The organism is Pseudomonas sp. LBUM1669, from assembly GCF_059695705.1.
This window is the reverse complement of record NZ_CP166784.1, coordinates 3,140,270-3,154,566: the sequence shown is the minus strand read 5'-3', so window position 1 is coordinate 3,154,566 and position 14,297 is coordinate 3,140,270. Positions and strand designations below refer to the sequence as shown.

General features: G+C 58.3%; 13 protein-coding genes. 9 read left to right on the top strand and 4 right to left on the bottom strand.

Annotation, left to right across the window (positions count from 1 at the left end; genetic code table 11):
- The first annotated feature begins 73 nt into the window (after nucleotides 1-73).
- The 6 genes from fapA (at nucleotide 74) to fapF (ending at nucleotide 5,427) form a co-directional block, all read left to right on the top strand.
- On the top strand, nucleotides 74-511 hold the full coding sequence (gene fapA / locus ACA051_RS14780; protein WP_497310452.1) for a functional amyloid chaperone FapA: 438 nt from the start codon (nucleotides 74-76) through the stop codon (nucleotides 509-511).
- Nucleotide 512: 1 nt separating this feature from the next.
- Nucleotides 513-1,085 (top strand): fibril amyloid subunit FapB, encoded by a 573-nt coding sequence (gene fapB / locus ACA051_RS14775; protein WP_497375435.1) that lies wholly within the window; start codon nucleotides 513-515, stop codon nucleotides 1,083-1,085.
- A gap of 52 nt (nucleotides 1,086-1,137) precedes the next feature.
- Nucleotides 1,138-2,565, top strand: a complete 1,428-nt coding sequence (gene fapC, locus ACA051_RS14770) for an amyloid-like fimbrin subunit FapC (protein WP_497375433.1) — start codon at nucleotides 1,138-1,140, stop codon at nucleotides 2,563-2,565.
- Between the two features lie 62 nt (nucleotides 2,566-2,627).
- Nucleotides 2,628-3,308 carry a fibril amyloid maturation endopeptidase FapD gene (gene fapD, locus ACA051_RS14765; RefSeq protein ID WP_497375431.1) on the top strand — a complete coding sequence of 227 codons (681 nt, stop codon included), beginning with the start codon at nucleotides 2,628-2,630 and terminating at the stop codon, nucleotides 3,306-3,308.
- Nucleotides 3,309-3,341: 33 nt separating this feature from the next.
- Nucleotides 3,342-4,100, top strand: coding sequence for a fibril amyloid subunit FapE (gene fapE / locus ACA051_RS14760; protein ID WP_497375429.1), 759 nt, complete (start codon nucleotides 3,342-3,344; stop codon nucleotides 4,098-4,100).
- Between the two features lie 46 nt (nucleotides 4,101-4,146).
- Nucleotides 4,147-5,427, top strand: a complete 1,281-nt coding sequence (fapF, locus tag ACA051_RS14755; RefSeq protein ID WP_497310447.1) for a fibril amyloid transporter FapF — start codon at nucleotides 4,147-4,149, stop codon at nucleotides 5,425-5,427.
- Nucleotides 5,428-5,599: 172 nt separating this feature from the next.
- Here fapF and ACA051_RS14750 read toward each other — a convergent pair whose 3' ends face one another.
- A complete protein-coding gene (locus ACA051_RS14750; protein WP_497310446.1) occupies nucleotides 5,600-6,925 on the bottom strand; it encodes a sigma-54 dependent transcriptional regulator in 1,326 nt (441 codons plus the stop codon).
- A 342-nt stretch (nucleotides 6,926-7,267) separates the two neighbouring features.
- Between ACA051_RS14750 and ACA051_RS14745 the strand changes: the two genes are divergently transcribed.
- The 3 genes from ACA051_RS14745 to nhaB all read left to right on the top strand — a co-directional run bounded on the left by ACA051_RS14745 (nucleotide 7,268) and on the right by nhaB (nucleotide 10,680).
- Nucleotides 7,268-7,534, top strand: coding sequence for a hypothetical protein (locus ACA051_RS14745; protein WP_497310445.1), 267 nt, complete (start codon nucleotides 7,268-7,270; stop codon nucleotides 7,532-7,534).
- A gap of 276 nt (nucleotides 7,535-7,810) precedes the next feature.
- A complete protein-coding gene (locus ACA051_RS14740) occupies nucleotides 7,811-9,100 on the top strand; it encodes an NHL repeat-containing protein (protein ID WP_497375427.1) in 1,290 nt (429 codons plus the stop codon).
- 77 nt (nucleotides 9,101-9,177) lie between these two features.
- Complete coding sequence (nhaB, locus tag ACA051_RS14735; RefSeq protein ID WP_497310443.1) at nucleotides 9,178-10,680, top strand: sodium/proton antiporter NhaB; 1,503 nt, start codon at nucleotides 9,178-9,180, stop codon at nucleotides 10,678-10,680.
- 98 nt (nucleotides 10,681-10,778) lie between these two features.
- Here nhaB and ACA051_RS14730 read toward each other — a convergent pair whose 3' ends face one another.
- From ACA051_RS14730 to gnd, 3 genes are read right to left on the bottom strand one after another with little or no spacing between them, the layout of a single operon-like run.
- Nucleotides 10,779-11,603, bottom strand: a complete 825-nt coding sequence (locus tag ACA051_RS14730) for an HAD family hydrolase (RefSeq protein WP_497310442.1) — start codon at nucleotides 11,601-11,603, stop codon at nucleotides 10,779-10,781.
- Nucleotides 11,600-13,123 carry a glucose-6-phosphate dehydrogenase gene (gene zwf, locus ACA051_RS14725; protein WP_497375425.1) on the bottom strand — a complete coding sequence of 508 codons (1,524 nt, stop codon included), beginning with the start codon at nucleotides 13,121-13,123 and terminating at the stop codon, nucleotides 11,600-11,602. The genes ACA051_RS14730 and zwf overlap by 4 nt, the downstream gene beginning before the upstream one ends.
- Nucleotides 13,120-14,100 (bottom strand): phosphogluconate dehydrogenase (NAD(+)-dependent, decarboxylating), encoded by a 981-nt coding sequence (gene gnd / locus ACA051_RS14720; protein ID WP_497310440.1) that lies wholly within the window; start codon nucleotides 14,098-14,100, stop codon nucleotides 13,120-13,122. The genes zwf and gnd overlap by 4 nt, the downstream gene beginning before the upstream one ends.
- Between the last annotated feature and the right edge of the window lie 197 nt (nucleotides 14,101-14,297).

Below are 14,297 nucleotides of genomic sequence, written 5' to 3'. Positions count from 1 at the left end.
GCGGCACACCTTCTGCTCTCTACCTCGTAACGCTGATAAGGGCCAGCGTTCACTTACAGAAGGAATTGCCGCCGTGGGGAAATTTGATAAGCGCATCTTTAGCTTCCTGCTGATCGGATGCGCACTGGGCTCAAGTGTCTGCCTGCCTGTACAGGCTGAAAACGGCATCATTCTTATCAAACGTGATGTCCAGCCGCGCAACGCAACTATTCCACCGTTGATTCCCGACCCTAACCCCACGACCGTCAACGCCAACCCGTCCAGACAAATCCTCCAGCAAACAAACGAGTTGAGCGACGGCGACTTTGCCAACGTTGCCAGTGGTGCAGGCATCAACCGCCTGGTCACTCAGAACACCAACAACCTGGGCGGCAACATCAGCAACCAGAGCCAACTTTCCAACCTCCCTGCCGGACGTTCGGGAAATGCGGGCAACGGTATTGCCAATATGGTCAATTCAAACGTCCAGCAAGGCCTGGGTGCTCTGAAAATCATGACGGGAGACCGTTAAGATGAATCGTTCGCTGCTGATGATCGCCATGTTTTGCAGTGCATCGACCTTTGCCCAACCTCCCGTCATCAACAACGCCAGCATCGACGGTTCGGGCATGCAGTACCAAGGCAACCTCACAGTCAACCAGGCGGCGGGCGATTTTCAGCAACAGGCCAACGCCCGGGCCATCGCCATTGGTACCAACGCCAGTGCGACCACTCAGATTCGCCAGCGTTTGCGCACACAAGTCGACCCCAGAATTGATGCCCAGTCCAACATACAGGGCGACTCCTTCAGCCACGGCAACGGCGTACTGGGTGTCAACCAGAGCACGGGCGCGAGCAACCAGCAAGCCAACGCACTGCGTATCAGCATCAGTACGCAGCCGCAAAGTATCGACGACAGCGTCCTCATGCAACAGAACGTGGCGCTGCTCAACAACTCCGATCCAACTGACTCTGCACCAGGCTTTCGCCAGGTCACTACCAGTGACCAGGCTTTCACCGGTAGCCGTGGGGTGATCCAGTTGAATCAGAGCGCCGGGGTGGGAAACCGAACGGCCAACACCCTGAGCGTACGGGTCGCGGATTGACCCAAAAAGGTAGGAAACAACACTTAACCTAAAATAAGTACGGAGAATCACCATGAAACCTTCGATGGCACTAAAGCCTCTGGTTTTCGCAATTGCTGCGGTCATGGCTGTAGCTGTACAAGCTGGGCAAAACGATCGGCGTGGCAACCACCATGGCCATCACAACGGCGGCCAACAAACCCCTCCTGCAAGAATGGTCCCTATCAACGCGACTGCCGAAGCAACGGACAGGCAGACCAGTGCCGACAACAGCATCTGGAATGAAGGGACACAAAACTCAGCCGAGATGAGCAGTTCGGCCTCTGGCTCGAGCGGTAACGTCGGTGTCAACGTGGCGGCCGGTGCCGGCAACCAGCAAGACAACGCCGCCGCCATCGCAAACGCTGCCTCCGACAACGCCGCGATCGACAACAGCTTTGTGTTCGGCATGGCCACTGCCACCGCTGACGTCAGGCAAGTCAGCAGAAATAACCGCGTCGACAACTTTGGCGCTACCAACTCTGCCGTTATGAGCGGATCCGGCGGCGGCAGCAGCGGCAATATGGGTGTCAACATTGCTGGCGGCGATCTGAACCAGCAGAAAAACACCATGGCAATTGCCAACACCAATGCCCCACTCGGCAACGCAACCGCCACCGCCTCCGCCAATCAAAACGGTCCTGGCCTGGTTGTGAATAACAACGCCGATCGGACTTATCGTGTGGATACCATCACCGTTACCAATACGGCGAGCGGCAGTTTCTCTAAAGATAAGTCGTTTGAGGCGAGCGGCAGTCAAAGCGCTTCTTCCAGCTGGAACAAAGCCGGTTCCAAAAGCTATGACGCCAGCGGTTCAAAAAGCGTTGATATAAGCGGTTCTCACAGCAGTAATGCGAGCGGTTCCAACAGCAGCAATGCCAGCGGTTCCAACAGCAGCAGTGCAAGCGGTTCTTCGAGTGCTTCGTTGAATGCTTCGTTGAACGCTACGTTGGACGCTACTGCGGCGGCTTCCAACTCCTCTACCGTCAATAACGGCTGGGGCGACCGCACTCGCAGCAGTTCTTCCGACGCATCGTTTAACGCATCGCTCGACGCAACGCTTGATGCATCGATAGACAAGTCGTATGACAGATCGCACGAATCCTCGTACGACAAATCGCGCGATTCTTCCTACGACAGGTCTCGCGATTCGTCGTTCGAAAAATCCTACGACAAGTCGTACACGAAGTCGTCTGACTCCTCGTACGAAAAATCGGGCAGTAAATCGTCCGAGTCTGAGTACGCAAAAGCGAAAAGCTACAGTGAAAGCAGCTCTTATGATTTGAGCAACACCTACTCTTATCAAGTGCTGACTCCAACTGGCTGGGCCAACCCTGTGACCAACACTGCAACCCTGAGCGGTTCGGTGAATGGCGGCAGTGGCAACCTGGGCGTCAACGTGGCGGCTGGTGTGGGTAACCAACAAAGCAACTCGTTGGCCATCTCCAACCAATCGTTCTAAATGCTGTCTCTGGAGGCCCCCTTACGGGGGCCTTTTTCAACACCACCAGAGGGCGTCCCACCATGCGCATTATCGCCTTGGCAGTTTTGCTTTGCGTGGCCAGCGTGATCGAGGCTGCACAAATGCCGCTGTCCATCCTTCCGGGCGGCGCGTTGGTGTACAAGCCGATCCAGAGCGTTCGCGAGCGCAAATTCGCCGACCTGGTACAACAGAAAACCGACTTCAGTTGCGGCGCAGCTGCGCTGGCAACGATCTTGCGTCAGGCCTATTGGCTGGACGTGAATGAAGAACAGATTATCGAAGGCATGCTGGCAAACTCCGATCAAGATCTTGTCCGTGTCCAGGGCTTCTCGATGCTGGACATGAAGCGTTACGTGGAAAGTATCGGCATGCGGGCCCGCGGCTACCGGGTATCGCCGGAAACGTTGAGCGACATCAGAATTCCGGTGGTGGTCCTCATGGATATCCGTGGCTACAAACACTTTGTGGTCATGCAAAGAGTCCATCAGGGCTGGGTCTACATCGGAGATCCGGTACTCGGCCATAAACGTTACAAAGTCGACGATTTCATCAAAGGCTGGAACGGCATCATCTTTGCCGTCATTGGCCAGGGCTACGACAAAACCAATGCGTTGCTCGACCCGCCCATGCCGCTGACCGCCAGGAACCGCGTCAATGTCTTCAGCCCGGTGCAAGACGCAGAGTTGATGGATTTTGGATTCATCCAAAGCGACTTCTTCTAATAACAAGGGAGCACGACGCTCCGGGAGCATCTTATGAAGACTCCAATCTGGCTGGCCGTGGTCTGCCTGGCCGCCAGCCTGCCGACCCAGGCGCAGACGTTCAAACCCATTGAACTTAAGGATCAGGAGTTGGCAACCCTGCGTGGCCGCTATGTCATGCCGGGACGGATCATCAGTTTCGGCATTGCCATGACCAGCACTTGGCAAAATGCCAATGGTGAAGTGATCGGGGCAACGTCCTCGATGCAAATTCAACAATCGACTATCAAGCCGCAGTTCTATGTGTCGATGATCGATGAAAAAGGTAATGGATCAACGCGTTCGCAAGGCTCCAGTACGGGCACCGGTACCGGTACCGTCACTGGCGGCAGCGGCCTCAATACCACCGAAGGCGTCACTCAAGTCGTGCGGGCTGCCGGCGACAACAATACGGCCTACAACAACGTTGATATCAACGTCACAAAGGCCAACCAGGCGCCAGCAACGCAACAGCAGGGCCAGGCACTGGCCTCAGGCTCGACGCTGGTCGGCGCCAATGGCGCGGGCTCGCTCAGCGTTTCCTCGACCGGTACGGGTGTGCAATTCAACATCGTGGCCAACAACAACCAGGGCAGTACCGTACAACGCCTGGCCCAGGGTGGGCTGATGCAGAATACGACGTTGCTCGGCAGCAGCAACCAGGTCCGCAACGTCACGTCCTTCAATGTCGTGTTGCGTGACAACGTGCCGACAGCGGGATCGGTGAGCGGCAATCTGGACCAGCTCAAAGGTCTTCGCACTCTCGGATTCTGATCTACGCTCAGTCTCATCAGATGTAGTCAGAAGGGACGGCTAACCAATGCAACGATCTTTAACGTTCAGAGCTTTCGTATGTTTGAGTAGCCTGGCCCCGGCCACAATGCTATACGCAGCACCGGACCCCCAGGTCGAAATCCTAAAACAAGAACTCATGGAGTTGAAACAGCGTTACGAGGCACAACAGAACGCGCTGATGGTACTTGAGCAACGCGTTCGCCAAGTCGAAGAAGCACCGGCGACACCAGCTCCCAAACGCCTGACCAAATCCCCCGCAGAACCGACCAGGGGTGGCCAGGCCGTGGCCGCTGGTGCGCCGGGAACCACAGGCAGTTCATATGGCCAATCGCTCAAGGACGATTCGGAGCCTGCGCAAAGCGTTTCCAACCTGTATGACGAAGCCAGCGGCTTCTTCGGTGGCGGCAAGTTCAGCGTCGAAACCGGCCTGACCTACACGCACTACGATACCCGCGCCTTAACGCTCAACGGCTTCCTTGCACTGGACTCGATTTTTCTCGGCAACATCAACCTCGACCGCATCAAGGCCGACAACTGGACCCTGGACCTGACCGCCCGCTACAACGTGGCACAGCGCTGGCAGTTCGACATTAACGTCCCCGTGGTCTATCGCGAATCGACGTATTCCTCCGGTGGCGCTGGTGGCGCAGGCCCGGTGACGTCTGACGCAACCGTTACTCGCGACCCGACCATCGGCGATGTGAACGTTGGCGTTGCCTACAAGTTTCTGGATGAGTCGGCCAACCTGCCCGACGCGGTCGCAACTCTGCGCGTCAAGGCACCGACCGGGGATGACCCTTACGGCATCAAACTGGTCGAAGATCCGAACAACGACAACCTCGCGGTACCCGAGGACTTGCCTACCGGCAATGGTGTTTGGTCGATCACACCGGGCATCTCGCTGGTCAAGACCTTCGACCCTGCCGTGCTGTTCGGCAGCCTGTCCTACACCTACAACGTGCAGGACTCTTTCAGCGACATCAGCCCTCAGGTCGGCTCCAAGGTGAAAGGGGACGTTAAGCTGGGCGATTCCTGGCAGATCGGCGCCGGCATTGCCTTCGCGCTGAACGAGAAGATGAGTATGTCGTTCTCGTTCACCGATCAGTTCGCCCGCAAGAGCAAGATCAGGCCGGACGGTGGTGATTGGCAGTCGATATCCAACAGTGATTACAACTCGGCCAACTTCAACATCGGCATGACCCTGGCCGCCACCGATAACCTGACGATCGTTCCCAACCTGGCCATCGGCCTGACCGACGACTCGCCAGACTTTTCCTTCAGCCTGAAATTCCCGTACTACTTCTGATCCACAACAACAAAGCCCCGCTGCGACTTCAATCCCAGCGGGGCTTTGTGTATGTGTGTGTTGAACAGCAAAAGATCGCAGCCTCGTTTCACTCGACAGCTCCTACAGGATGAACGCATTCCAATGTAGGAGCTGTCGAGTGAAACGAGGCTGCGAGCTTTTAACCTTGCGTCTAACGGATCTGATGCTTGTGCAACAAACGGTAGAAGGTCGGCCTGGATATCCCCAGCACCTTGGCGGCATTGCTCAAATTATCGCTGTGGCGGTTGAGTACATCGCACAAGGCTTGGCGCTCAGCGCGGGTCTTGTAGTCTTCCAGCGTGCCCATCGGCGCGGGAATGGTGTGCTGGCTGATCAGCCCAAGGTCTCGCGCTTCGATCTGCCGGCCTTCGGCCAGTACCAGCCCGCGACGTACCCGGTTGGCCAACTCGCGAACATTGCCTGGCCAGTCATGCTTGCCCATGGCAATCAAGGCATCGTCGCTGAAGCTGCGGGGGCGTCGGCCGGTTTCATGGCTGTAGAAGTGGGAAAAGTGGTTGGCCAACATCGATAAGTCACCATGGCGCTCACGCAGGGGCGCGGTGACGACTTGCAGTACATTGAGGCGGTAGTACAAATCCTCACGAAAGCTTTTTTTCTCGACCGCAGCTTCAAGGTCGACGTGAGTCGCCGCCAACACCCGCACGTCCACCGGAATCGGCTGGCTGCCGCCGACATGCTCGATGTGTTTTTCCTGCAGGAAACGCAGCAGATTGGCTTGCAACTCGAGTGGCAGGTCACCGATCTCATCGAGAAACAGTGTGCCGCCATTCGCCGCCTCGATTCGACCGACCTTGCGTTGGTGGGCGCCGGTAAAGGCACCTTTCTCGTGGCCGAACAGCTCGGACTGGATCAAGTGTTCGGGAATTGCCCCGCAATTGATCGCCACGAAAGGTTTGCTGTGACGCTGGGATTGTCGATGGAGCGTGCGGGCGACCAGTTCTTTACCAGTGCCGCTTTCACCACGAATCAATACCGGAGACTCCGTGGGCGCCAGCTTGCTCAGTAATTTGCGCAGCTCGCGAATCGGCTTGCTGTCGCCAAGCAGCTCGTGCTCAGGCTGATCGATATGAATCGTGCCCTGCCCACGCAGGCGCGCCATGCCGAACGCCCGGCCCAGCGTGACTTGCACCCGGGAGACGTCAAACGGCAAGGTATGGAAGTCAAAAAACCATTCGCAAACAAAATCCCCGACATTTTGCAGGCGCAGGACTTCCTGGTTGAGTACGGCGATCCACTCGGTACCGCTGCGGCTGATCAGTTCTTTGACGGCTTCCGGGCGTTCCAGATGAAAGGGTTGTAATCGCAGAAGGCCAACGTCGCACGTCCGGTCGGCGGCGTTCTCCAGGGAACAGCTGTCAACATCCCAGCCCACAGAGCGAAGACCCGGCAACAGACGATGGCAGTCGTCACAGGGATCAACTACTAACAGACGTCGTAACGCAGGCGTTTCGATCATGACTGTTCCTTGACGCCAAACTTTAGGAAATAGTATTAAAAACAGTCGTTTGGCGGATCTGGCTGTAACATTAGCAAGAATTTGACGCACCCTTGTACCGTTTGATTATAGGGACGTCGCGTTATTAGTTATAAGAACAAGTTTGTTAGTTACCTAACGAGTTCAACCTTTCATTCAGCTTTCAAAAATCGACCCTGCACTGAGTATATGAAAGAAAGTTGAAATTTCTTTTGATTGTGTGTGACCTGACCCCCGGTTGAGGGCATCAGTACAAGTAACCAGCCGAACGGTAAGCCCAACCGACGGCCTGTCACTTGATTGGGCATATAGAGAGAAGATCCCATGACCGCCCCGCTCCGTATCAACGAAGCTCTTTTGATTGCCAACCGCGCATTCCAACCTTTTCAATGCGTGGCCTGGGCCCCACAAGACGGCAATGGCGAACTCTGCCTGACCATCATCGACCGCACCATTACCCACATCGGCCGCGCACAGATTCCGTGCAGTGCCTACACAGACCCGACGCAACTTGAACTTCGACTGGAGCAAGCTCGCGCCGAATTGAGCGAGGAAGGTTACACGCTGCAATCGTGGTCGATGCCGCACTAAGGACGTTGGCGGATGACTTAAGTGTCATCCGCCTGTTCTCCTTTCTTTTATCGGACTCCTTTCGGTAGTCACTGCGCCCCCCCCATTCCAACTTGACCGCCACGAATTACTTGGCAGGCTTGTCAGTGGTTCGAAAAGACACTGTTCTGGCACAAAGCGACCCTCCACCTGTTAGTTGTGACAGTTGTGCAATCGAGCGTTCAGGGATTGAATATTTGCACACGCAGTTGCCCACCCGGTCCCCGGGTTCCGGTCAGCTCGCAAGGAGATGCGCGCATGCCCCACCAGACTGCTTTTGCCCGACCTGCAGCGCAGTACTCGGCGGGCCACCTCGATAAAACCTTCGCCTCCAATGGCAAAACCCAGGTGTATTTCGCCGGCAGTACGTCGAGCATCGCCAACGGCGTGGCGATCGATTCGAGCGGTCGCGTACTGGTGGCGGCGAAAGTCGGCACTCGAAGCGGCCATTGCTTTGGCCTGGCTCGCTTGCTTGAAGACGGTTCGGCAGACCTGGCATTCGGCACTCATGGCAGCGTCATCGGGCAATTTCAACGCGGTCATGAGGCCATGGCGGGTAAAGTCCTCATATTGGACGACGGGAACATCCTGGTCGCCGGCTTGCACTATGAAGACGCTCACCGAACGCTGCCGGCCTTGGCGCTGTTCGACGCGCAAGGTCACCCGGTGAGGGACTTTGGCGACAACGGATACTGCGTCATACGCCTGCCGGGGAATCTGTCGCAGGGCGTGCGCGACGCCTGGCTCCCTCCCGGCGTGCCGGGGGCCGAAGTCTGCGACGTCCAGGTACAGGCTGACGGCCGAATCCTGCTGCTGGCCAATCACCCTTTCGAACTGGCCGATCACGTGGGCCTGCTAATTCGCCTCACCGACACTGGCGAGCTCGATACCTCCTTCAACGGCCGCGGCTTTGTCATGGTCAGGCATTTGCTGATGAACACCTGGCTCAGCAGCCTGATGGTGCAGCGGGACGGTCGGATAATGGTCGGCGGATCGATCAACTTCCCTGAGGAAGGCTTGCTGGCGCGCTACCTCCCCGACGGCAGCCTGGATGACCACTTCGCCGTGGATGGTTTCATGACCTTCAATGTCTCGGGTCACAGCGCTCAGGTCAGCCAGATCGTCGAGCAGGAAAATGGCGATTGGCATTGTTTTGGCAGCAGCCGCGACCCGATGCATTGCCTGGCGCTGACACTGCACAGCAACGGTCGCCCGAACGCTCATTGCAACGGGGGCCAGCCACACCTGCTGAAAATCGGCCGCAGCGGCTGCCAGTGGAACGCCGCCCAACTCCAGCCGGACGGTCGCGTGCTGGCGGTTGGCGCCACGATTGGCGGCGTCGAAACCGACTTTCTGCTGGCCCGGTATTTACCTGGCGGACAACTCGATCCTGGCTTTGCCGAGGGCACTTGCTGGGTTCGCACCCGTCTGGGCCGCAGCCTGGACACCGCCACGTCAGTGGCCGTTCAGGCGGATGGAGGCATTGTCGTAGGCGGTTATTCGCTGGACGGCAACTACCGGGCGGTTGTGGTCCGCTATCTCGGTTAGGCCAACGACTTTTCCCACACTTGATCTTCCCTTCGGCTTACGGCAAGTTGCGCGCTTCTTAATACAAGGAGTAGCCGATGTCCGGTTCAATGGCCCAGGCTTTCACGCACAACTTTCTAGGCCACTCACCCCGCTGGTACAAGGCGAGCATTGTCGGCTTCCTGATTCTCAACGCCCTGGTGTTGTGGACAGTCGGTCCGGTGGCGGCCGGTTGGCTGCTGGTGCTGGAGTTCATCTTCACCCTGGCCATGGCGCTCAAATGTTATCCGCTGATGCCGGGCGGGTTGCTGCTGATTGAAGCGCTACTGCTGAAAATGACCACGCCCCAGGCACTCTATAACGAACTGGTACACAACTTTCCGGTCATCCTGCTGCTGATGTTCATGGTGGCGGGCATCTACTTCATGAAAGACCTGCTGCTGTTTCTGTTCTCGCGCCTATTGCTGGGGGTTCGTTCCAAGCCTCTGCTGGCCTTAATGTTCTGCTTTCTCTCGGCGTTCCTGTCGGCGTTCCTCGATGCTCTGACGGTGACGGCGGTGATCATCAGTGCCGCCGTAGGCTTTTATTCGGTGTATCACCGCGTCGCCTCGGGCAATGATCCGCGTCAGGACAGTGAGTTCAGTGATGACCAGCACCTGCCCAAACTGCACCATGACGACCTCGAACAGTTCCGTGCTTTCCTGCGCAGCCTGCTGATGCACGGCGCCGTGGGCACGGCATTGGGCGGCGTCTGCACGCTGGTTGGCGAGCCGCAGAACCTGTTGATCGGCCATGAAATGGGCTGGCACTTCGCCGAGTTTTTCCTGAAAGTTGCCCCGGTGTCGCTGCCGGTGCTGGCAGCGGGCCTGGTGACGTGCGTGCTGCTGGAGAAACTGCGCTGGTTCGGTTACGGCACGCTGCTGCCGGACAACGTGCGCGCGGTGCTGTCCAACTATGCGGCCGAAGACAACGCTGAACGCACTGCACGCCAACGCGCAGCCTTGCTGGTGCAAGGCGCCGCGGCGTTGATCCTGATTGCAGGGCTGGCGCTTCATATCGCTGAAGTCGGCCTGATCGGCTTGATGGTAATCGTGCTGATCACTTCCTTCACCGGCATTACCGACGAGCACCGCATCGGCAACGCGTTCAAGGACGCCATGCCATTCACAGCGTTGCTGGTGGTGTTTTTTGCGGTGGTGGCGGTTATTCACGATCAGCAGCTGTTCACGCCGCTGATCCAGTGGGTGCTGGCGCTGCCGGCCGATCAGCAGCCGGGCATGTTGTTCATTGCCAACGGTTTGCTGTCGGCCATCAGCGATAACGTGTTTGTGGCGACCATTTACATCACCGAAGTGAAACAGGCGTTCATCTCCGGGCACATGAGCCGTGAGCACTTCGAAACGCTGGCCATTGCGATCAATACCGGCACTAACCTGCCGAGCGTGGCGACGCCTAATGGCCAGGCGGCGTTTCTGTTTTTGCTGACGTCGGCGATTGCGCCGCTGATTCGCCTGTCGTATGGGCGGATGGTGTGGATGGCGTTGCCGTATACGGTGGTAATGGGTGTGCTGGGTTGGTACGCCGTCAGTTTCTGGCTTTGAGTTAGCAGGTTTGACGCCTTCGCGGGCAAGCCTCGCTCCTACAGGTCAACGGTGGATCTGTAGGAGCGAGGCTTGCCCGCGAAGAACGATAACGCGGTTTAACCCGCGTTGAGGATATACCGCTCGATCGCCTGGGCCGCGCCGTCTTCGGTATTGGGACCTGTCATCACGTCGGCCTGGCGCTTCACCGCCTCTTCCGCCTGCCCCATGGCAATCGACAACCCGGCACGATGAAACATCGCCGGGTCATTGCCGCCATCGCCCATCGCGGCAGTCTGCTCCAGCGGCACACCCAGAAACTCCGCCAGTGTCGCCAGTGCGGCGCCCTTGTTGGCCTGCATCGCCGTCACGTCCAGATACACCGGTTGCGACCGAGAGACTTGTGCCTGGCCTTCCACTTTCGGCAGCAACTGCGCTTCCAGTTCGATCAACAGTTGCGTGTTGTTGCTGGTGGCGACGATCTTGTCGATGCGCGTCAGGTACGGCTCGAAACTCTCGACCACCACCGGCGGATAGCCGAGGCCGTGCTGCTCGCGCGGGACCATCGGCCCGTTCGGGTCCTTCAGCAACCAGTCACCGCCACTGAATACCCAGATTTCAACCTCCGGCTGATCGGCAAACAGCGCCAACGCCGTCAGCGCAGCCGTGGCCGGCAAATAATGCGCAACCAGCAAGCTGCCGTCCGGATGGACGATCGTGCCGCCATTGAATGCCGCCGTCGGCAGGTCGACACCGAGGGCTTCGATCTGCTGCAGCATGGCTTTCGGTGGACGCCCAGTAGCCAGGCTGAACAGCACGCCTGCCTCACGTAACGAACGGACAGCCTCGATGGTGCGCTGACTGAGGCTGTGATCGGGCAGCAGCAACGTGCCGTCCATGTCGCTCAATAGAAAACGGATGGGTTGTGGCGTGACGTCACTCATCCGAGGCTGTGCCAGACGCGACCGTCGCGGACCAGCAGTTCATCAGCCGCCTGCGGGCCGTTCTCGCCCGCCGGATAGCGCTGCACGCTCGCGTCCTGCTGCCATGCGTCGAGGAATGGCTGCACGGCGCGCCAGCCGTTCTCGATGTTGTCGGCGCGCTGGAACAGCGTCTGATCACCGGTCAGGCAATCGTAGATCAGCGTTTCGTAGCCGGTGGACGGCTGCATCTCAAAGAAATCCTTGTAGGCAAAACCCAATTCGATGTTGGCCATTTTCAGGGCCGGCCCGGGCCGCTTGGCCAACAGGTCGAACCACATGCCTTCGTTGGGCTGAATCTGAATCCGCAGGTAGGTCGGTTGCAGCTCATCGACCTCGGTATCGCGGAACTGCGCGTAGGGTGCAGGCTTGAAGCAGATGACGATCTCGGTGTCACGCACGCTCATGCGCTTGCCGGTGCGCAGGTAGAACGGCACGCCGACCCAGCGCCAGTTGTCGATCATGACTTTGAGCGCGACGTAGGTTTCGGTGTTGCTGTCGGGCGCGACGTTGGCTTCCTCGCGATAACCCGCCAAGGATTTGCCATCGAGTTCGCCGGCCGCGTATTGGCCACGCACCGAGTTGGCCCGCGCCTCCTCCGTGGACCACGGACGTATCGCGCCGACCACTTTGGCTTTCTCGCCACGGACCGCGTCAGCACCAAAGGCTGCCGGCGGTTCCATCGCCACCATCGCCAGCAACTGGAACAGGTGATTGGGCACCATGTCCCGCAAGGCGCCGGTGTGTTCATAAAAACTGCCACGGGTTTCTACGCCGACGGTTTCGGCGGCAGTGATCTGTACGTGGTCGATGTAATGGTTGTTCCAGAACGCTTCGAACAGGCTGTTGGAGAACCGGCTGATCAAAATGTTCTGCACGGTTTCCTTGCCCAGGTAGTGATCGATCCGGTAGATCTGGTTTTCCGACATGACCTTGAGCAAACAGGCGTTCAACGCTTCAGCGGTGTGCAGGTCGGAGCCGAACGGTTTTTCGATCACCACCCTTCTGAACGCTTCGGGCGTCTCTTGCAGCAAGCCGGCGGCGCCGAGGCGGCGCACCACTTCACTGAAGAACCGTGGCGCGGTGGCCAGATAGAACACCGCGTTGCCCGTGCCGCTGGCGGCGATTTTCGCCGCCAGCGCCTGATAAGTGCTGTCGTCCAGGAAATCGCCTTGGACGTAGCTGATGCCTTTGGCCAGTTTGGCCCACAGCGTCGGGTCAAGGGCTTCGTCGCCTTTGCCGACTTTGCTGGCCGCTTCGGTGCGGATGAAATCTTCGAGCTTCTGCGCAAAGGCTTCATCACTGATGGCGTTGTGGTCAACACCGATGATCCGCAGTCCATCGCCAAGCAGACCGTCGCGACTCAGGTTGTACAGCGCCGGCATCAGCAAGCGCTTGACCAGGTCACCATGGGCACCGAACAAAAACAGCGTGGTCGGCGGTGCGGGTTCTGCCTTGGATTTATTGCGGATCAGACGGGTCATTTTTTCGAAGTCTCCACATGGCCGCCGAAGCCGAAGCGCTGGGCCGAGAGAATTTTGTCGCCAAAGGTGCCTTGGCCGCGCGAACGGTAGCGCGAGAACAGCGAGTTCGACAGCACCGGTACGGGCACCGATTGCTCCATGGCGGCTTCGATGGTCCAGCGGCCTTCACCGCTGTCAGCCACTGCACCTTCGTACCCGTCGAGTTTCGGATCGCTGGCCAGTGCGTCGGCGGTCAGGTCGAGCAACCACGACGACACAACGCTGCCACGGCGCCAGACTTCGGCGATGTCGGCCACGTTCAGGTCAAAACGCTGATCTTCCGGCAGGTTGGTGCTGGCCTTGGTCTTGAGGATGTCGAAGCCTTCGGCGAAGGCCTGCATCATTCCGTACTCGATGCCGTTGTGGATCATCTTCACGAAATGGCCAGAGCCTGCAGGGCCGGCGTGGATGTAACCGCGCTCGGCGCGATCATCTTCCGACTTGCGGTCCTTGGTGCGCGGGATATCGCCCATGCCAGGGGCCAGGCTGTCGAACAGCGGGTCAAGGCGTTTCACCACCTCGGCTTCGCCGCCGATCATCATGCAGTACCCGCGCTCCAGGCCCCAGACGCCGCCGGACGTGCCGACGTCGATGTAGTGCAGGCCTTTCTCCGACAGGGTTTTCGCCCGGCGGATGTCGTCCTTATAGAAGGTGTTGCCGCCGTCGATGATGGTGTCGCCGGCTTCGAGCAAGGTGCTCAGGGTGTCGATGGTGTCTTCGGTCGGTGCGCCGGCCGGCAGCATGACCCACACCGCACGTGGCTTGGCCAGGCCTGCGACCAGCGCCGGCAGGTCGATGACGCCCTTGGCGCCTTCTGCGGCCAAGGTGTCGACGAAGGCGGTATTACGGTCGTAAACAACGGTGGTATGCCCGTTGAGCATCAGGCGACGCGCAATATTTCCGCCCATGCGGCCCAGTCCAATAATCCCGAGTTGCATGTGCTGATGCTCCCTACTACAAATAATGTGTGTCAAAGGTTATAGCCCAACGCGACTAATGTGGGTTAGTCCAGAGCGTTGGCGTGAAGTTTCCGGGCATTGTGCCCGATCCTGACTGATAACGTCGAAAATCGAACCCAAGACACAACGACCATGAAAAATAAAAAAGTTCCCTTCGGGGGCAAAAGAAATCAAAA